Origin of the sequence: Microbispora sp. NPDC088329 (assembly GCF_040685655.1) — a bacterium.
In the GTDB taxonomy this organism is placed as follows: domain Bacteria; phylum Actinomycetota; class Actinomycetes; order Streptosporangiales; family Streptosporangiaceae; genus Microbispora.
The window spans coordinates 130362-148657 of sequence record NZ_JBFBIP010000003.1; the positions used below are offsets into that span (position 1 = coordinate 130362).

Consider the following 18296-nt stretch of genomic DNA (forward strand, 5'->3'; position numbering starts at 1 on the left):
CCCACCGCACGCTTGTGGCCGACTTCACGCGGAAGACGTCACCGCGTCAAGCCGGCCACAAGTCGGTACGGAGGTCAGGCGGCCGTGGCCGCAGGAGGTCAGGAAGCGGGCGCCGCCGTCTCCAGCTCGTGGACGCGCGGGTCGCCCTGGTCGGCGAAGTAGTCCTCCGGCCGGGTGCGGTCCGGGCCGTCGGCGCTCTTCAGGGCTCGGGCCACGAAGGTCCCGAGCACGGCGACGACCAGGTTGACGATCAGTGCGAGGAACCCGGCGTACACCGTGATCTTGGTGTCGAACCCGAGCTGCGACAGCGGGAAGGCCGAGCCGCCGAAGTGGTCGTGCTTGGTGGCCGGGTTGGCGATGTTGTACAGCAGCAGCATCCCGGCCGCCATGCCGGCGGCCCAGCCCGCGATGAGCCCACCCCGGTGGAACCACCGGGTGTAGAGGCCGAGACCCACCGACGGGAGCGTCTGCAGGATGATCACGCCGCCGATGAGCTGGAGGTCGATCGAGAACTGCGGGTCGATGAGCAGGATGCACAGCACCGCGCCGATCTTCACGACGAGCGACGCGATCTTGCTGGCCGTGGCCTCCTGGGCCGCACTGGCGTTCCGGTTGAAGTACTCCCGGTAGATGTTGCGGGCGAACAGGTTGGCCGCCGCGATCGACATGATCGCGGCCGGCACGAGCGCGCCGATGCCGATGGCGGCGAACGCCACTCCGGTGAACCAGTCGGGGAACAGCTTGTCGAACAGTTGCGGCACGATCGTGTTCGAGTCCTTGCCGATCGGCTTGATCCCGGCCGCGATCGCCATGTAGCCGAGCAGCGCGATCAGGCCGAGCAGCAGGCTGTAGGCCGGCAGGGCCGACATGTTCCGCTTGATGACGTTCCGGTTCCGCGAGGCGAGGATCCCGGTCACGCTGTGCGGGTAGAGGAACAGCGCCAGCGCCGAACCGAACGCGAGCGTGACGTACTGGAGCTGGTTGTTCGCGTTGAGCGTGATGCCGCCACTGCCGGCGGCGTCGAACTTCGCCTTCGCGGCGTCGAAGATCGAGCCCATGCCGCCGAGCTTGGCCGGGATGTAGATGATCGCGACCAGGATCACCAGGTAGATCAGCGAGTCCTTGACGAACGCGATCAGCGCGGGGGCGCGCAGCCCGGACTGGTAGGTGTAGGCCGCGAGGATCGCGAACGCGATGATCAGCGGCAGGTCGCCCGTCAGCCCCATCGTCTTCAGCACGGCCTCGATGCCGACGAGCTGCAGGGCGATGTACGGCATGGTCGCGACGATGCCGGTGATCGCCACGAGCAGCGCCAGTGTGGGGGAGCCGAAGCGCACGCGGACGAAGTCGGCCGGCGTGACGAGGTTGTGCACGTGCGAGACCGACCACAGCCGGACCAGCACGAGCATCACCATCGGGTAGACGATCACGGTGTACGGCACGGCGTAGAAGCCCATGGCGCCCGCGCCGAAGATCAGAGCGGGCACGGCCACGAACGTGTAGGCCGTGTAGAGGTCGCCGCCGATCAGGAACCAGGTGATCCAGCTCCCGAAGCTGCGCCCGCCGAGACCCCACTCGTCCAGCGTGGCGAGGTCGTTCGGACGGCGCCACCGGGCGGCGACGAAGCCCAGCCCGCTGACGACCAGGAACAGGAGCGTGAAGATGACGATCTCGGTGGTCTTCACCGGTTCCTCCTCGTGGCGCGGTAGACGAGGGTGGTGGAGGTCACGCCGAGGATGATGAAGGCGAGTTGCAGCCAGTAGAACAAGGGAATGCCGAGCAGTCGCGGCTCGTCGGCGTTGAACAGAGCCGGGATAAGAGGAATCGCGATCGGCAGCAGAAGCAGCCAGTTGAGCGGACTGCGGTCCGGGTTTCGGCCGCGGTCGGCGCGGGGGGTCGTCACACGTTCTCCAATCGGACACGGACCAGGCGTGCCCGGCAGCTCCGCGTGACGGGCCGTCACGCGGACCAGCGGGACGGTTACTCGGCGGCAGCGTAAGGACCTTCAGGTAACAGAGAGATCACCAATCGGCGAACGGTCATGTTGGCGCGCCCAGCGACGATCGGCGGCCGATGCGGCGGCGTCATGTACCTGACGCTTCCTGACAGGAACGGGCGATAGCCTCCGGGCGGAAGGAGGCGATGCGATGCGATACGTGGCGCTGCTGCGCGGCATCAACGTCAACCCCGCCACCACGCTGGCGATGGCCGATCTCCGGGCGTTGCTGGGCCGGCTCGGGTACGGAAACGTGCGCACGCACCTGCGCAGCGGGAACGCCCTGTTCACCGCGGACGGGGATGCCGAGTCGACCGCCGCCGCGATCGAGCGCGGACTCGGTGAAGAGCTCGGCCTGTCCGTCGCGGTGATCGTCCGTACGGCCGGGCAGCTTCGCGGCGTGGTGGAGCGCAACCCCCTGGAGGTCCGCGACCCCGCCCGGTTCGCCGTGGTCTTCCTGGCCCGGCCGCCGGACCGGGAGGGGCTGGCGAGCATCGACCCGGCGGCGTACGCGCCCGAAGAGATGTGGATAGGGGAACGGGAGCTCTACGTCTACTTCCCCGACGGGCTGCGGCGTCCCAAGCTGCCGCCTCTCATGGAGAGGTATTCGACCGGCCCGGCCACCATGCGCAACTGGAACACCGTCACCCGCCTGCTCGCGCTCGCCGAGGACCTCTGATCAGACCGGACGCAGTAAGGTCGGTGTCCTGATGAGCGCAACTCTTGTCGCGAAGGAACTCACCGCCGGGCACGGCGAGCGCGTGCTGTTCGCGGATCTCGATCTGGTCGTCGCCCCCGGAGACGTCGTGGGGCTGGTGGGGGTGAACGGCGCGGGCAAGTCGACGCTGCTGCGCCTGCTGGCCGGCCTCGACACCCCCGAGCGCGGCGGTGTACGGCTCAGCCCGCCCACCGCCAACGTCGGCCATCTGCCGCAGGAGCCGGAACGGCGGCCCGGTGAGACCGTCGCCGCCTTCCTCGCCCGCCGGACCGGGGTCGCCGCCGCGCAACGGGCGCTCGACGCGGCCACCGAGGCGCTCGTGAGCGGCGATCCCGGCGACGCGTACGCCGAGGCGCTCGAGCGCTGGCTCGCCCTCGGCGGCGCCGACCTGGAGGAGCGGGCCGCCGAGGTGGCCGCCGACCTCGGGCTCACCGTCGGCCTGGAGCAGGAGATGGCGTCGCTGTCGGGCGGCCAGGCGGCCCGGGTGGGGCTGGCCTCGCTGCTGCTCAGCCGTTACGACGTGTTCCTGCTCGACGAGCCCACCAACGACCTCGACCTCGACGGCCTGGACCGGCTCGAACGCTTCGTGACGACACTGCGCGCCGGGACCGTGGTCGTCAGTCACGACCGCGAGTTCCTCGCCCGTACGGTGAACAGGGTGGTCGAGCTCGACCTGGCCCAGCAGCAGGTCCGCGCGTACGGCGGCGGTTACGACGCCTATCTGGAGGAGCGCGAGGTCGCCCGCAGGCACGCACGCGAGCAGTACGAGGAGTACGCCGACACCAGGGCGTCCTTGGAGGCCCGCGCCCGATCCCAGCGCGCCTGGATGGAGAAGGGTGTCAAGAACGCGCGCCGCAAGGCCCCCGACGGCGACAAGCTCGGGCGGAAGTTCCGCACCGAGGCGACGGAGAAGCAGGCGGCCAAGGCCCGGCAGACCGAGAGGATGATCGAGCGGCTCGAGGTCGTCGACGAGCCGCGCAAGGAGTGGGAGCTGCGGATGGAGATCGCCGCCGCGCCTCGCTCCGGAGCCGTGGTCGCGACGCTGCGCGGCGCGGTGGCACGGCGTGGCGCCTTCACGCTCGGGCCCGTCGACCTGCAGATCGACTGGGCGGACCGGGTCGCGATCACCGGCGCGAACGGCTCGGGCAAGAGCACCCTGCTCGGCGTGCTGCTCGGCCGGATCCCCCTCGACGAGGGGACGGCGGCGCTCGGCCCCGGTGTGGTCGTCGGCGAGGTCGACCAGGCCCGCGCCCTCTTCGAAGGCGACGAGCCGCTGCTCGACGCGTTCGGCGTGCTCGCCGGGCTGCCGCCCGCCGACGTCCGCACGGTGCTGGCCAAGTTCGGCCTGCGCGCCGGCCACGTGCTCCGCCCGGCGGCGACGCTGTCACCGGGCGAGCGCACGAGAGCGGCCCTCGCCCTCCTTCAGGCCCGCGGGGTCAACCTGCTCGTCCTGGACGAGCCCACCAACCATCTCGACCTTCCGGCGATCGAACAGCTGGAGGCCGCGCTCGCCTCGTACACCGGGACCCTGCTGCTCGTCACCCACGACCGGCGCATGTTGCAGGCCGTGCACACCACGCGCCGCGTCGTCGCCGAGGCCGGCCGCATTCACGAAGCCTGAAAGCGCGAGAGGTGCGATGTGCTTGTGATCAATCACATCGCGTGATCTTGAGGGGTCGTCGATGATGCCGGTATGCGCGGATGGGGACCGGTATGGGGTGGCGCCGCCGCCGGTGCAGCGCCTCCGGTGTGGCAGCAGGCCACGGCCATCGAGGACGGCCAGGTGGATCAGGCCGGCCGCGACATCGGCAAGCGGTGAAGCCGGCACGCGGGTCACGCAAGGTGACCCAGCATGCGGAGGGTTCGGGGCTGGCCCGGATCTACCAGGCGGCCGGAGACCTGATCGTGTATGGAGGCGAGGAGCCGTACCGGTGGGCCCTGTGGCCTGCACCGGAGCAGCTACCGACGACGGGCGAGGCGCGGGCGCAGCCGAGTGCGCTGCTGCGGGCCTCTCGCGCACTGATCGGCTTCACCGGCCGCCGCGATCCGCTGGCGGAGCTGGCGACCTGGCGGGATGCCGGCACCGGGCAGGACATGGCGGTGCGTCTGATCCATGGACCGGGCGGGCAGGGCAAGACCCGGCTGGCCGGGCACGCGGCGCACCTGTGGCGGCGGCAGGGATGGATGGTGCTGGCGGCCCACCACCGGCGTGATCGCTCCACCGCGGCGGACTTCGAGGTCCCCGCCTTCGACGAGGCGGCCGGGGTGCTGGTGGTGGTGGACTATGCCGAGCGGTGGGACACCGCCGATCTGCTCACCCTGCTGCGTGATGCGCATCTACCCGGGCGGCTGCCGGTGCGGGTGTTGTTGCTGGCCCGCCCGGCCGGCGTCTGGTGGGACAGCCTGAAGGGGCGGATGCAGCGCGATCTGGGCCTGGTGCCCAGCAGGTGGGAGCTGGCGCCGCTGGAGCGGGAGAGCGGGATCACTCGGGCGGGGCTGTTCGCCGCGGCCCGCGATCGGTTCGCCGAGTTGCTGCAGGTGCCCGAGGCCGGCCCGGTGGCGGCGCCGCCGGCGCTCGAGCGGCACGAGGCCTATCAGCTGGTGCTGACCGTGCACATGGCCGCGCTGGCCGCGGTGCTGGCCGCCGAGCGTGGCCAGGCGGCGCCCGTCGATCCGGCGCGGGTGTCGGAGTTCCTGCTGGCGCGTGAGCGGGATCACTGGGAGGCGATGGCGTCCCCGCGCCGGGACAGGCCACTGCGACCTCGCCGGAGGCGATGGGGCAGGTCGTCTACACCGCGACGCTGACCGGCCGGCTCGGTTACGACGAGGGCAAAGCCGCCGCACAATCATGCTCTGCAACTGGGGGAGGTCGGGCGGCGGGCCGAGGCGGTTCCCTTCAGCGAGGAGGCCGTTCGTCTCTACGGTGATCTGGCCGAACTCAACCCGGACGCCTACCTGCCTCAATATGTCAGAAGCCTCGCGACCCGGGGGTATGTGAGGATCGAGAACTCCCAACTCGCTGCCGCCGTCATCCCGCTGATCGAGGCGTTGCTGGCGTCGCGGGAACCGCCAGAACACGTCGCCGAGGACATCATCGGCTCGGTCGCCGAACTGCTGCGTCTCGCCTATGCGGGAGACACCACCGCTGTCGCCGACGAGTTCCGCGTCGTCACCGGCCGGGACATCCCGGACTGGATGAAGGAGCCGCCCTCCGCCACCGCAGGCTGACGAGAGCGACCTCGGTGACGCGCTGCAGGTTCACGGCCGTCGCGGTTCGCATCGCTGATTTCCGTTCCGGACATTGTCCAAGGGCCGGGCCACGGGTCCTCTCGCCCGCCTTCACGCCCGCTGCGATCCGCCGGAGCCGAAATAGCGGGTCACGACCTGCGTGTGCAGCGGGAACGCCAGCTCCTGAGGGCCGTCGATCACCAGCCATTCGCTGGTCTCCGCGGTGCGCGCGACCGGCGGGAGGGCGTCCGCGGTCGTCCGCGGCCCGAGACCGAAGATCAGCACGGTGCCGTCGGGCGCGCTGACCGTGTCGAACAGCCGCACGCCGGCCGCGTCGACGACGACGCCCGTCTCCTCGCGGAGCTCCCGTACGGCGGCCTGCTGCCAGGACTCGCCGAGATCGATGAAGCCGCCGGGGAGGGCGAGCAGGCCGCGGTGCGGCTCGACGTCCCGGCGGACCACGAGAAGGCCGTCGTCCACCGAAAGCACCATGACCGCGACCGGCAGCGGGTTGAGATAGCCGGTGTTTCCGCACTCCCGGCAGGTCCTCGGCCACGGCAGGCCGGGCGCGTAGGCCGTTCCGCAGAAAGAACAGTGCGAGTTCCTGATCGCCATGATCGCGAGGGTAGCAACGCCCCCAGCGCTTCCGGTCGCTCCCGGGCGCGAACGGTCGCTCCCGGGCGCGAAAGAGGGAAGCGGGTCAGAGCGGCCGCGCCAGGGACCGGAGGTAGGCGCGCCACCCCCCGTGCGCGGTGATGTCGGGCGCGTCCCGCAGCCCTTCCGGAGCGCAGAGGAAGCCGGGTGCGTCCGTGCCGTCGGCCAGCTCGACCCGGCCCAGCGTCATCGGGCGGGGAAGGGCCGCGAGCAGCTCGCCCAGCCCTCCTGCGGGCAGTTCCCACACCTCGCACTCGACGGCCGCGCCGTTCTCCGCGACCCGTACGAGCCCGGGTTTGGGCGGGTCGGTGGTCAGGGCGTGCAGCCGGTAGCGCGCGGCGGTCGTGGTGGTGGCAAGCAGGCGGGCGCCGCGCGTGGTGAGCTCGTGGCTGAGCGGTTGTCCCGACAGGTGCGCGCCGACCACCGCCAGCCGGACGGCCGGCTGGAGCAGCCGGGCGATCGCGGCCAGGTCGTCGTCCGCGTGCGCCCGGCCGACCAGCATGACCCCGTACGGCAGGCCGTCCACCTGTCCGGCGGGTACGGCGAGCGCGCACATGTCGAAGAGGTTGACGAAGTTGGTGAAGCGGCCGAGTTCGCTGTTGACGCCGACGGGGTCGGCCGCGACCTCCGCCAGGGTCGGGTGGCGGGGGGTGACCGGCAGCAGCAGGGCGTCGCGGTCGCCGAGCAGGGCCAGGGCCCGCTCGCGCAGCGCCGCGAGCCGTTCCCGGTCGGCGAACAGGCGGTGGGCGGGCAGGTCGCGGGCCGCGGTGACGATGGAGGCGACGGTGGGGTCCAGGTCTGGGCCGCCCCTGCCGGCCAGCGCGTCCACGAACGCGCCGACGGCGGCGTACCGCTCGGCGACGAACGCCCCCTGGTAGAGGAGTGCGGCGGCCTCCAGGAAGGGGCCGGGGTCGATCGGGCCGATCTCCACCCCCGCCGAGGCGAGCCGGGCGGCCGTGGTCTCGTACGCCTCGGCCCAGCCCGGGGCCAGCGTGCCGAGGCCTGCGGTGGGGGGCACGGCCAGCCGCCAGGGCCCGGGGCGGCGGGCCGGGCGGGGCGCTGCGGAGGAAGGGCCGGTCATGAGGGCGACGGCCTGCTGGGCCTCGGGAAGCGTGCGGGCGAAGACGCTGACGCAGTCCAGGCTCCGGCAGGCCGGGACCACGCCTCCCGCGGGGATCAGGCCGCGGGTGGGTTTGATCCCGACGATGCCGTTGAAGGCGGCGGGAACCCGGCCTGAGCCGGCGGTGTCGGTGCCGAGCGCGAGGTCGGCCGGCCCGAGCGCGACGGCGACCGCCGAGCCCGAGCTGGATCCCCCGGAGATCCGGGCCGGGTCGGTGGCGGCCCGCACCGCGCCGTAGGGGCTGCGGGTGCCGACCAGCCCGGTGGCGAACTGGTCCATGTTGGTGGTGCCGAGCACGATCGCGCCGGCCGCGCGGAGCCGGGCCACGGCGGGGGCGTCGGCCTCGGGCCGGTAGGCGTAGGACGGGCAGCCGGCGGTGGTCGGCAGGCCGGCCACGTCGATGTTGCCCTTGACGGCCAGCAGGCGGCCCGCGAGAGGGAGGTCTTCGCCGCCCGTCACCCGGGCGTCCACGGCGGCGGCCTCGGCCTCCACCTCGGCCTGCGGCCGCAGGTCGATCCAGATCTCCGGACGGTCCGTCTCGGCGATCCGGGTGTAGGCCCTGCGGACCCGTTCCAGTGCCGTCTCAGCTGTCGTCTCAGGCATGATCGCTCCTCAGCACCACCAGCGGGGCGCCCGCCTCCACCTGGTCGCCGGGGCGGACCAGGACTCGTTCGACCACGCCGTCGGCGGGGGCCGGGACGGCGGACTCCATCTTCATCGCCTCCAGCACGATCAGCGGCTGCCCTGCGGCGATCCGCCGGCCGGGGGCGACGCCGATCTGCCAGACGCTCGCGGCGAACTCCGCCTCCACGACCTGGCAGCCCGGTGGGACTTCCAGCTCGGTCTCGGCCGGGCCCTGGGGCTGCTCCGCCCGGTCGAACTCGCCCGACGCCTGCCAGGCCGCGCGTTCGGCGGCGAAGGCGGCGGCCTGCCGTTCGCGGAAGGCCGCGATGGACTCGGCGTGCTCGGCCAGGAAGCGGCGGTAGCCGGCGAGCCGGAACACCCCTTCCTCGATCTTGGGTTCGAACCGCCCCGCCGCGAGGTCGGCACGCAGGTCGAGCAGCTCTTCCGCCGTCACCGGGTACCAGCGGATGCGGTCGAAGAAACGCAACAGCCAGGGAGAGCCGGTCTGGAACGCGCCGCGCTGCTGCCAGCTCGACCACACCTGGGTCGTACGGCCCACGAACTGGTAGCCGCCCGGTCCTTCCATGCCGTAGACGCACAGGTAGGCGCCGCCGATGCCGACGGAGTTCTCGGCGGTCCAGGTGCGGGCGGGGTTGTACTTGGTGGTGACCAGACGGTGCCGGGGGTCGAGCGGGGTGGCCACGGGAGCGCCGAGATAGACGTCGCCGAGTCCGAGCACGAGATATTCGGCGTCGAAGACGATGCGGTGGACCTCGGCCACATCCTCCAGGCCGTTCACCCGGCGGATGAACTCGATGTTCGACGGGCACCAGGGCGCGTCGTCGCGCACTCCGGCCGTGTAGCGGGCGATGGCCTCACGGGTGGCGGGGTCGTCCCAGGACAGGGGGAGGTGGACGACGCGGCTGGGCACCTCCAGCTCTCCGGTGGGCGGCAGGACGGCCTCCACGCGGAGCAGCTCGGCCAGCAGGTCGCGCTGGGAGAGCACGGCCGGGTCGAGATGGATCTGCAGCGAGCGGATGCCGGGGGTGAGATCGACGACGCCGGGCAGGTCCCGGGCGGCGAGCGCCTCCGACAGGGCTTCCGACAGGGCGTGCACGCGCATGCGCAGGCCCAGGTCGAGCTCCATGGGCCCGTACTCGACGAGGATGTTGTCGTCTCCGCTGCGCCGGTAGGTGACGCGGGGCCGCTCGCCGGTCTCGGGGAGGCGGTGGAGCACGCCGCCGTCGCCGGGGGCGCCGATCGCGGAGGGCACGGGGACGAAGGTGACGGTGTCTCCGGGCCGGAGCTGGCCGAGTTTCCAGCGTTCGGAGGTGACGACGGTGGCCGGGCAGACGAACCCGCCGAGTGAGGGGCCGTCGGGGCCGAGCACGACCGGCATGTCACCGGTGTAGTCCACGGCGCCCACGGAGTAGGGCGTGTCGTGGATGTTGGAGGGGTGCAGTCCCGCCTCGCCTCCGTCGAGGCGTGCCCAGCGCGGTTTGGGACCGATCAGGCGGACGCCGGTGCGGGCGGAGTTGTGATGGACCTTCCACCGGGCGGCGTAGAAATCGCTGATGTCGTCGCCGGTGAAGAACTCGGCGTCGGCGTGCGGGCCCTCGGCCACGCCGATCCGCCAGGCGTGGCCGAACTCGGGCCGCTCACCGGGATCGGCGCCGCCCTCGGCGAGGCGCCCGCCATGGAGGACGTCCCCGGCGCGCAGGGCCCGGCCGCCGTGACCGCCGAACCCGCCGAGCGTGAACGTCGCGGCGCTGCCCAGGTAGGCGGGAACGTCGAACCCGCCCGCCACCAGCAGGTAGACCCGCAGTCCCGGCCCTTCGGCCGCGCCGACGTCCAGCACGCCGCCGGCGGGCACGGTGACCGGCTCCCACTGGGGGACGGGCGTGCCGTCGACGGTGACGGGCGCGGGCGCGCCGGTGACGCAGACGGTGGTGGCGTGGCTGAAGCGCAGCGCCGGGCCGCGCAACGTGCACTCCAGTCCGGGCGCGCCGGGGTCGTTGCCGAGAGCGGTGTTGCCGTGTCTGAAGGAGCGGTCGTCCATCGGTCCCGACGGCGGCACGCCCACCTGCCAGTAGCCGGTCCGTCCCGGCCAGTCCTGCACGGTGGTGAGGGTGCCGGGCCGCACCACCTCGATGCGGCGGGAGCCGTCGGCGAGCCCGGCCAGGGTGGCGGTGCCGTGCGTGGCCGCCCGCACGCGGGGATCGCCCACGGCGGCGCGGAGCAGCCCGAGGTTGGTCTCGACGCCGTCGATCCTGGTCTCGGCCAGCGCCGCGGCCAGCCGGTCCAGGGCCTGGTCCCGGTCGGCGCCGTGCGCGACGACCTTGGCGAGCAGCGGATCGTAGGCGCTGCTCACCTGGGTGCCCGTCTCCACCCAGCCGTCGACCCGCACGTCCCCGGGGAACGCGACGCGGGTGAGCAGGCCCGCGCTGGGCCGGTGGTCGCGGCTCGGGTCCTCGGCGTAGACGCGGGCCTCGACGGCGTGGCCGGCGGCAGCGGGCGGGTTTCGCAGGGCGGCGTGCACGTGGCTCACGTCGCCCTGGGCCAGGCGCAGCATCCATTCGACGAGGTCGACGCCGTAGATCGCCTCGGTGACGGGGTGCTCCACCTGCAGGCGGGTGTTGACCTCCAGGAAGTACGGCTCGGCGCGCGCCGGGTCGTAGATGAACTCGACCGTGCCCGCCGACCGGTAGCGCACCGATGCGCACAGGCCGGCGGCGCTGTCGGCGAGCCTGGCCCGCACCAGCGGCGGCAGGCCGGGGGCGGGGGCCTCCTCCAGCACCTTCTGGTGACGCCGCTGCAGCGAGCAGTCGCGGTCGCCGAACGTGACGACGCCGCCCGTGCCGTCGCCGAACACCTGGACCTCGACATGCCGGCCGCCCTCGACCAGGCGTTCCAGGAACAGTCCGGCCGAGGCGAAGCTGGCGGCGGCCGTACGCTGGACGCTGTCCCACGCCTCGGCCAGGTCATCGGCGTCGCGGCAGGCGCGCATGCCGATGCCGCCGCCTCCGCCGGTGGCCTTGAGCATGACCGGGTAGCCGATGTCCCGCGCGGCGCTCAGGGCCGCGTCCAGGTCGGGGAGCAGGCCGGTGCCGGGGAGCAGGGGCACCCCGGCCCGCTCGGCGGCGGCGCGGGCGGTGTGCTTGGAGCCGAACAGGTCGAGCTGCCCGGGGGTGGGACCGACGAAGGCCAGCCCGGCGGCTTCGACCCGGCGGGCGAAGGCGGCGTCTTCGGACAGGAAGCCGTAGCCGGGGTGGACGGCGTCCGCGCCGCTGTCCAGGGCGGCCCGAAGCACGCGGCCGGCGTCCAGGTAGCTCTCCCGGGCGGGGGCCGGGCCGAGCCGTACGGCGTGGTCGGCCAGGCGGACGTGGGCGGCGCCGCGGTCGGCGTCGGAGTAGACGGCGACCGTACGCAGGCCCAGGCGGCGGGCGGTGGCGATGACGCGGACGGCGATCTCGCCCCGGTTGGCGATGAGGAGGGTGTTCATCGCACCGTCATCCGCACGGGGGTGGGGTCGAAGCCGTTGCACGGGTTGTTGATCTGCGGGCAGTTGGAGACCAGGACCAGCACGTCGGTCTCGGCCCGCAGGGTGACGGCGAGGCCGGGGGCGGAGATGCCGTCCACGATGCCGAGCGTGCCGTCGGGTTCGACCGGGACGTTCATGAACCAGTTGATGTTGCCGACCAGATCGCGCTTGCCGAGCCCGTGACGGCTGCCCTCGATGAGGAAGTTCTCCACGCAGGCGTGCTGGGAGTAGGTGTGGTGTCCGTACCGCAGCGTGTTGGACTCCTTGGAGCAGGCGCCGCCGACGGTGTCGTGGCGGCCGCAGGTGTCGGCGACGACGGTCATCAGCGGGGTGTGCTCGTTGGACAGCAGCACGCTGCCGGTGGTGAGGAAGATGCCGCCCTGGGCGTGGACGGTGTCGGGGGCGCTGTAGCGGACGGCGGTGTCGTGCGCGTCGTACAGCAGGCAGTCGACGGCCTGGTTGCCGCCGAGGTCGGTGATGGTCAGCTCCTGCCCGGCGCGGATGATCGCCGACCAGGGAGCGCGGGCGGGCACGGTGACGTCGAGCACGGGCACATCACGCACGGTCGTGCCGGGTGCGGCTGTGTCGGGCAGGGTCATCGGGTCACCTCGGCGGCGGTGTTGAGGAAGGCGCGGCGGCCTTCGGGGCTCGCCTGCCACAGGGGGTCGCCGGGGGCGGTGGGCCGGGCACGCCAGGCCAGGACCTCCAGCGGGGTGCAGGTGTAGGCGGGCCTGGGGTCGAGGGGGTGCGCGGTGTTGGCGATGAGCACGGTCAGCGGCATCTCGGCCCGCAGGGTGACGGACGCGCCGGGCCCGGCGGAGCCGGTGAAGGTCAGGCCGCCGTCGGGGCCGACCCTGACTCCCTGGAAGAAGGAGACGGACGGGGGCAGATCGCGCGGCTGGAGCCCGTGCTTGGCGGCGGCCAGTTTGAACAGCTCGCGCCCGGCGGGGGCGGGGCCGTGCGGAGAGCCGTCGCCGTACCGCTCGGTGTTGCGCCGCAGGGTGGAGGTCCCGCACACGGTGTCGTGGCGGCCGGAGGTGTCGGCGACCACGGAGGCAAGCACCCGGCCCTGGTCCGACAGCAGCAGGTGGCCCTCGCCGAGGTAGGCGTTCCACAGCACCTTGACGGTGTCGGCGACGTTGAGCCGTTCCCAGGGGCGGCCCTCGACGTACAGCAGCAGGTGCGCGCAGGCGTCTCCGGCCAGGTCGGTGAGCCGCAGCTCGGTGCCCCGGGCCAGCACCCGATGGGTGTAGCCGCCCCCGGCGACGGTCTCGGCCCACACGAGGGCGGCGGGGTCGACGCCGTCGGGCGGGGTGGGCCAGTCCGAGGCCGGGAGCACCGGCATGGTGTCGCTTCTGACGCCTTCCTGTGCTCGGGCGTGCTCTCGCGCGCCGTACGTCGTGCTGGTCGCCATGACGCGTTCTCCTCTGCGGGGGGTTCGGGGGGGAATTTCTATCGCACGACAGAAATTAGGCGGCGGATGTTTCCTCTCACGCGCCGCGGGGTTTCCCGCCTGTTACCGGAAGCGCACAGCCGGGGCGGTCGCGTGGAGGTGTGCGAGGATCGTGCGGTGAGCGCCCGTTCCACCGTGTCCTCCAGTCCCGGCGGACCCGGTTCCAGAGGGCCGGGTTCCAATGGGCCCGGTTCCGGTGAGCCGGGTCCCGGTGAGCTCGGTTCCGGCGTGCGGAGAGTCGGCAGGCCGCGAGCCGTCGCCCGGCCGCGAAGCGAGCTGAGCCCGCGGGAGGAGATCCTGACGGCGGCGGCGGAGTTGTTCACGGCACACGGCTATGCCGCGACCTCGACGAGGGCGATGGCCGAGCGGGCCGGGATCAGGCAGGCGTCGATCTACCACTATTTCGACGGCAAGGAGGACATCCTCGCCGAACTGCTGGAGAGCACGGTGCGGCCCTCGTTGGAGACCGCCCGCGCCCTGACCGGCGGCACGCCGGAAGAGCGGCTGTGGGAGCTGTGCCACTGCGATGCCAGGCTGCTCTGCTCGGGCCCGCACAATCTGGGCGCGCTCTACCTCCTGCCCGAGGTGCGCACCGAGCGGTTCGCCGCCTTCCGGCGCATGCGCGGCGAGCTCAAGGACACCTACGCGCGGCTGCTGGCGGCCACCCCCGCCGGTGCGGCGCTGACGCCCGCCGACCGGGCGCTGCGCACCGACCTGCTGTTCGCGCTGATCGAAGGCGTCATCCTGATCCGCAGGGACACCCCGGGCGAGATGGCCGCCGACGTCCTGGAGACGCTGGCGGCCGCCACGGCCGACGCGGCGCTACGCCTGGCCGGGGTTCCCGACGGGGATCTGCCCGGCCTGCGGAAGAAGGGCCGAGGGCCGGCGTAGCCGCCGGTAGAGCGCGCCCAGAGCCACGACCGCCGCCAGGAAGATCAGGGTGAACCACTGGAAGAACCAGTGGCCGGTGATCGGGGCGTAGACCTCGGCCCTCGGCCAGGCCAGGTTGACCGCCATCGCCAGGCCGTAGCAGAAGGCCAGCGCGTTGACCGGCAGGCCCCAGCGGCCCATGCTGAACAGCCGGCTGCCGTCCTCGGCGAACCCGGCCGGCGCCCCGCCCCTCCAGCCGCCGCGCAGGCGCTGGAAGAGCAGGGGGCCCGTCACCATCGCGTACGCCAGGTAGAGCAGCACGATGCAGGTGGTGCCGATGGCCAGGAACGCCTCGGGAGAGGCGAAGTTGAGCAGCAGGATGGCCGCCGCGGCCACCCCGGTGACCAGCGCGGGCCCGGCCGGCATCCCGGTGCGGGGCGAGACCCTGGACAGTGCTGCAGAAAAGGGCATCACCGTGTCGCGTGCCATGGAGAACAACATCCGCGTGGCGGCGGTCTGGATCGCCATGGTCGCCACGGTGATCGCCAGCACCACGTCGGCCAGTAGCAGCTTGCCCACCCAGTCGCCAAGGCTGCTGGTCAGCACGTAGGACAGCCCCTCGGCGGCCAGCCTCCCGTCGGTCAGGCTGGGAGCGGCGAGCAGACCGGCGAACAGGATGAGCCCGCCGAGCACCCCGGCCGCCGTGAGCGCGGTCAGGATGGTACGCGGGGCGACCCGCCGGGGGCTGTGGGTCTCCTCGCTCAGCTCGCCCGCGCTGTCGAACCCGATGAGGACGTAGGCGGCGGTGAACGAGCCGACCAGCAGCGCGCCGACGGCTCCCCCCTGTCCGCCGGTGCTGAGCGTTACGCCGGGACCGTGCTCGGCGTGGGTGAGCAGCAGCACGACGATGAGCACCGCGCCGGCGATCTCGGCGGTGACGCCGATGCTGTTGATCCGGGCGAGAACCCGATTGTCGACGACGTTCACGGTGGTGGTGAGCGCGAGCAGGACCAGGCCGAGAATCGCCGCGTTGGCCGCTCCCGTGGCGGTGGTGGGCGCGGGATCGCCGCCGACGAGCTGGAAGCCCGGCCAGATCGCGGGCAGCACCACCTGCAGGGCGAGCGCCGCCGCGGCGATCACGACGATCTGCCCGAGGATCATGATCCACCCGGCGAACCAGCCGAACGCCGCCGTGCTGAGCCGCGTGGACCACTGGTAGATGGCGCCGGAGATCGGGTAGCGGGCGGCCAGCTCGGCGAAGCACAGGGCGACCAGGATCTGCCCGGCCAGCACGGCGGGCCAGGTCCAGAAGAAGGCCGGGCCGCCGAAGGCGTACCCGAAGGCGAAGAACTGGAAGACCGTGGTCAGCACGGAGATGAAGGAGAAGCCGGCGGCGAAGGAGGCGTACCTTCCCATGCTGCGATGCAGCTCCTGGCGGTAGCCGAACGTCTGCAGGGCGCTCTCGTCGGGGGGCGAGGAAGGGGCGGTGACGGCCATCGGGGCTCCGAGCGCTGGAGGGATTTCTGTCGGTTGACAGATATGTACGGGCCCGCCGTTTCCGCTTCGTCACGGACACGTTCATCCGCCGTAACGCACTTCTCACCGCTTCCGGGGGAGGCGCCCGGCCGCGGGCTCACGCGTCACCGCACGAGCTCCCGCCGTCTCCCCGAGCCCGCACGGGGGTCGAGATCCCGATGATGTGGAATGATCCGCGCCGGGGCCGCCGCCATTGGTAGATCATCTCGTCGCATCGTCCGGCGACCTCATCGATGATCGGTCCTCGTTCGAGCCCTTCATGGAGAACCGCAAGATGCCGAAAGGACTCCTGTCGTGCCATTGGACGCAGACCCCGGCCGTGCCCGGACCGGCTTGAGGAACCACCTCGCAGTGGTCAAGGTGTTGGCTTCCGGTCTCCTGGCCTTCGTGGCGTTGTTCCTGACGGCGCAGAGCTATCTCTTCAGTGTCTTCGAAGACGACTGGGGCTCGGGCGACAGTGCCGAGGTCGACCCCGACATGGCGGTAGCACTTCTGGTGGTCCTGGTCTTCGCCGCGATTCTCGCAACGGGATCGGCTCTGATCCAGCGGCGATACAAGACCACCTGGATCGTCTACGGAATTTTCTCGATTATTTGGGCGATCCGATTCCTTCGGATTCTTCCGTACTATCGATGAGCCTTCTCCAGATCACGCCCTCACGTAGCGGCCCTGGGCCGGCTCAGGGGAGTGCGGGGAGGATCACGGCCGAGGGATGCCGGGAGTCGTGCAGGATCTCCTGGTCGGAGGCGACCATCGGGGTGCCCGAGGTCAGCGGCGCGCCGGTGCCGGGGTTGCGCGCGATGCGGGGGTAGGCGCCGCTCGCCACCTGCACGCGGACGCGGTGGCCGCGGCGGAACCGATGGCCCATCGGCCACAGGTCGATCTCCACCCGGCGCACGCCGTCATCGTCCGCCCGCACCTGCGGGGTCAGCCGTCGCACGCCCTCGCAGACGTTCATCGACGCGCCGTCGGGATGCACGTCGCACACCCGTACGACGAAGTCGGTGTGCTCCCTGCCGGTGCGCACGAACAGCTCGGCGCTCACCGGGCCGATCATGTCGGTGTCCCGGTCGAACGCGTCCGAGGTGTAGACGAGCACGTCACGCCGGGCCTCCAGGCGCCGGTTGTCCCTCGGCTCGGAGTTGCCGATCAGCACCGGGCCGCCGACGACCGGCGTGGGGTGCTCGGGGTCGTAGCGGTAGCGGTCGGGCTCGCCGCCGGCCGGGTTGTCCCGCGACAGGGCGAAGCCCGGCTGCAGGTGCCAGCGCTCGCGTCGCATGCCGGGCGGCGGCCAGTCCGGCTCGTCGCGCCACGCGCCCGCCCCGGTGACGTACAGCCGGACGGGGGAGGGGCGCAGCCCCGACGGGTCGCCGAGCAGGTGGGCGCGGAACCAGGCCAGGGCGTCGGCGTTGGCCGCTCGCCCGTGGCGGATGTCGGCGTGATACCACGGCCCGATCGTCAGGTAGGGTCGCCTCCCTGCCGCCCGCAGCGCCGCGTAGTCCTTGAGCTGCCAGGGCAGGAACACGTCGTACCAGCCGCCGGTCATCGTGATCTCCGCGCCGACCTGTCCCACTGACGCGGAGAAGTCCCTCTTTTCCCAGTACGTGCAGGGAGCCTCGCCGTGATGGGCCAGCAGCTCGCGGAAGAACGGCAGCGGCCGGCCCGCCGACAGCAGGTCGAGCTCGGACAGCGGGTGGCCCGACAGGCCCGACAGCACGGCCCGCCGGGTGCGCCGGGGCGCGGTGAACGCGGCCACGCCGCCCAGCCTGCCCTCCAGGTGGGCGGTGAGCGTCGTCCAGATCAGCGTCGACTCCAGCGCGAACGACCCTCCGACGTACGCCGCGTCGCGGAAGCACGAGGCGGTCACCTGGACGGCCATCGCCCGCAGATCGGGGGTCTCCGCCGCGATCGCCCACTGGGTGTAGCCGAGGTAGGAGGGCCCGTGCATGGCGAAGCTGCCGCCGTACCACGACTGCGCCCGCATCCACTCGACCGTCGCCAGGCCGTCCTCCTGCTCGTGGACCAGGGGATCGAGCCGGCCGCCGGAGCCGAAGCCGCCCCTGCAGCTCTGCAGCAGCACCTGGAACCCGTGCCGGGCGAAGGTCCAGCCGTACATCCAGCCGACCACCCCGCCCCTGCCGTACGGCGTGCGGATCAGGATCGTCGGCGGCCGGTCGGCGCCGACGGGCGCGTAGTGATCGGCGAGGAGGGTCACGCCGTCCGGCATCGGCACGGGCACGTCGCGACGGACCCGGACCCGGCGGCCCTGCGGCCCGCTCGCACCCCCGTTCGTACGGCTCAGCTCGCCCGGCGATCGAGGACCGCGGCGGTACACCGGCAGGTGGGCCGGCACACGGACCATGCCCCCTCCTTCCCGGCCCCTCCTTCCACGGCGGCGGGCGCATCGCCCCGCGCCGGGAGTGAGGTTTCCCGACCAGTAACAGAATATCTATCCGCTGTTCCCCCTTCCAGTCATGCCGCGTTGCATGATCGCGGTTTCCGCCGCTACCCTTTGACCCATGCGAACTCATGCACCCTCCTGGTGGCGCCGCTGAC

The 18296-nt window shown here is 72.3% G+C and carries 16 protein-coding genes; 7 read left to right on the top strand and 9 right to left on the bottom strand.

Annotated features, from left to right (window positions below):
- Positions 1-98: 98 nt before the first annotated feature.
- Entirely contained in the window at positions 99-1685 is a 1587-nt protein-coding gene (gene mctP, locus AB0O28_RS07835) for a monocarboxylate uptake permease MctP (RefSeq protein WP_363637497.1), read from the bottom strand.
- Positions 1682-1903 carry a DUF3311 domain-containing protein gene (locus AB0O28_RS07840; protein ID WP_363637499.1) on the bottom strand — a complete coding sequence of 74 codons (222 nt, stop codon included), beginning with the start codon at positions 1901-1903 and terminating at the stop codon, positions 1682-1684. The genes mctP and AB0O28_RS07840 overlap by 4 nt, the downstream gene beginning before the upstream one ends.
- Before the next feature lie 244 nt (positions 1904-2147).
- Here AB0O28_RS07840 and AB0O28_RS07845 point away from each other — a divergent pair, with 244 nt between their 5' ends.
- From AB0O28_RS07845 to AB0O28_RS07865, 5 genes are all read left to right on the top strand, one after another.
- Positions 2148-2675, top strand: coding sequence for a DUF1697 domain-containing protein (locus AB0O28_RS07845; RefSeq protein WP_363637501.1), 528 nt, complete (start codon positions 2148-2150; stop codon positions 2673-2675).
- Between the two features lie 31 nt (positions 2676-2706).
- The gene (locus tag AB0O28_RS07850) at positions 2707-4335 is read left to right on the top strand and encodes an ABC-F family ATP-binding cassette domain-containing protein (RefSeq protein WP_363637503.1); all 1629 of its coding nucleotides are present in this window, start codon (positions 2707-2709) and stop codon (positions 4333-4335) included.
- A 72-nt stretch (positions 4336-4407) separates the two neighbouring features.
- Complete coding sequence (locus AB0O28_RS07855; protein ID WP_363637505.1) at positions 4408-4533, top strand: hypothetical protein; 126 nt, start codon at positions 4408-4410, stop codon at positions 4531-4533.
- Between the two features lie 23 nt (positions 4534-4556).
- Positions 4557-5519, top strand: a complete 963-nt coding sequence (locus AB0O28_RS07860; RefSeq protein ID WP_363637507.1) for an ATP-binding protein — start codon at positions 4557-4559, stop codon at positions 5517-5519.
- A gap of 189 nt (positions 5520-5708) precedes the next feature.
- Positions 5709-5942, top strand: a complete 234-nt coding sequence (locus AB0O28_RS07865) for a hypothetical protein (RefSeq protein ID WP_363637509.1) — start codon at positions 5709-5711, stop codon at positions 5940-5942.
- Positions 5943-6053: 111 nt separating this feature from the next.
- On the opposite strand, the gene AB0O28_RS07870 is transcribed toward AB0O28_RS07865, so the two are convergent.
- The 5 genes from AB0O28_RS07870 to AB0O28_RS07890 form a co-directional block, all read right to left on the bottom strand.
- The gene (locus AB0O28_RS07870; RefSeq protein ID WP_363637511.1) at positions 6054-6557 is read right to left on the bottom strand and encodes an NUDIX domain-containing protein; all 504 of its coding nucleotides are present in this window, start codon (positions 6555-6557) and stop codon (positions 6054-6056) included.
- Between the two features lie 85 nt (positions 6558-6642).
- Positions 6643-8319: an allophanate hydrolase gene (gene atzF, locus AB0O28_RS07875; protein WP_363637513.1), complete on the bottom strand. Its 1677-nt coding sequence runs from the start codon at positions 8317-8319 to the stop codon at positions 6643-6645.
- Positions 8312-11842, bottom strand: a complete 3531-nt coding sequence (locus AB0O28_RS07880; protein ID WP_363637515.1) for a 5-oxoprolinase/urea amidolyase family protein — start codon at positions 11840-11842, stop codon at positions 8312-8314. The genes atzF and AB0O28_RS07880 overlap by 8 nt, the downstream gene beginning before the upstream one ends.
- A complete protein-coding gene (locus AB0O28_RS07885; RefSeq protein WP_363637517.1) occupies positions 11839-12480 on the bottom strand; it encodes an urea amidolyase associated protein UAAP2 in 642 nt (213 codons plus the stop codon). Before AB0O28_RS07885 ends, AB0O28_RS07880 begins: the two co-directional genes overlap by 4 nt.
- A complete protein-coding gene (locus AB0O28_RS07890) occupies positions 12477-13295 on the bottom strand; it encodes an urea amidolyase associated protein UAAP1 (RefSeq protein ID WP_363637519.1) in 819 nt (272 codons plus the stop codon). The genes AB0O28_RS07885 and AB0O28_RS07890 overlap by 4 nt, the downstream gene beginning before the upstream one ends.
- A 267-nt stretch (positions 13296-13562) precedes the next feature.
- Between AB0O28_RS07890 and AB0O28_RS07895 the strand changes: the two genes are divergently transcribed.
- A complete protein-coding gene (locus tag AB0O28_RS07895) occupies positions 13563-14225 on the top strand; it encodes a TetR/AcrR family transcriptional regulator (protein WP_363637521.1) in 663 nt (220 codons plus the stop codon).
- On the opposite strand, the gene AB0O28_RS07900 is transcribed toward AB0O28_RS07895, so the two are convergent.
- A complete protein-coding gene (locus AB0O28_RS07900) occupies positions 14157-15701 on the bottom strand; it encodes an amino acid permease (RefSeq protein WP_363637523.1) in 1545 nt (514 codons plus the stop codon). The genes AB0O28_RS07895 and AB0O28_RS07900 overlap by 69 nt on opposite strands.
- Before the next feature lie 390 nt (positions 15702-16091).
- Here AB0O28_RS07900 and AB0O28_RS07905 point away from each other — a divergent pair, with 390 nt between their 5' ends.
- Positions 16092-16376: a hypothetical protein gene (locus tag AB0O28_RS07905; protein WP_363637525.1), complete on the top strand. Its 285-nt coding sequence runs from the start codon at positions 16092-16094 to the stop codon at positions 16374-16376.
- Between the two features lie 43 nt (positions 16377-16419).
- Here the strand turns inward: AB0O28_RS07905 and AB0O28_RS07910 are convergent, their stop codons facing one another.
- Complete coding sequence (locus tag AB0O28_RS07910; RefSeq protein ID WP_363637527.1) at positions 16420-18102, bottom strand: CocE/NonD family hydrolase; 1683 nt, start codon at positions 18100-18102, stop codon at positions 16420-16422.
- Between the last annotated feature and the right edge of the window lie 194 nt (positions 18103-18296).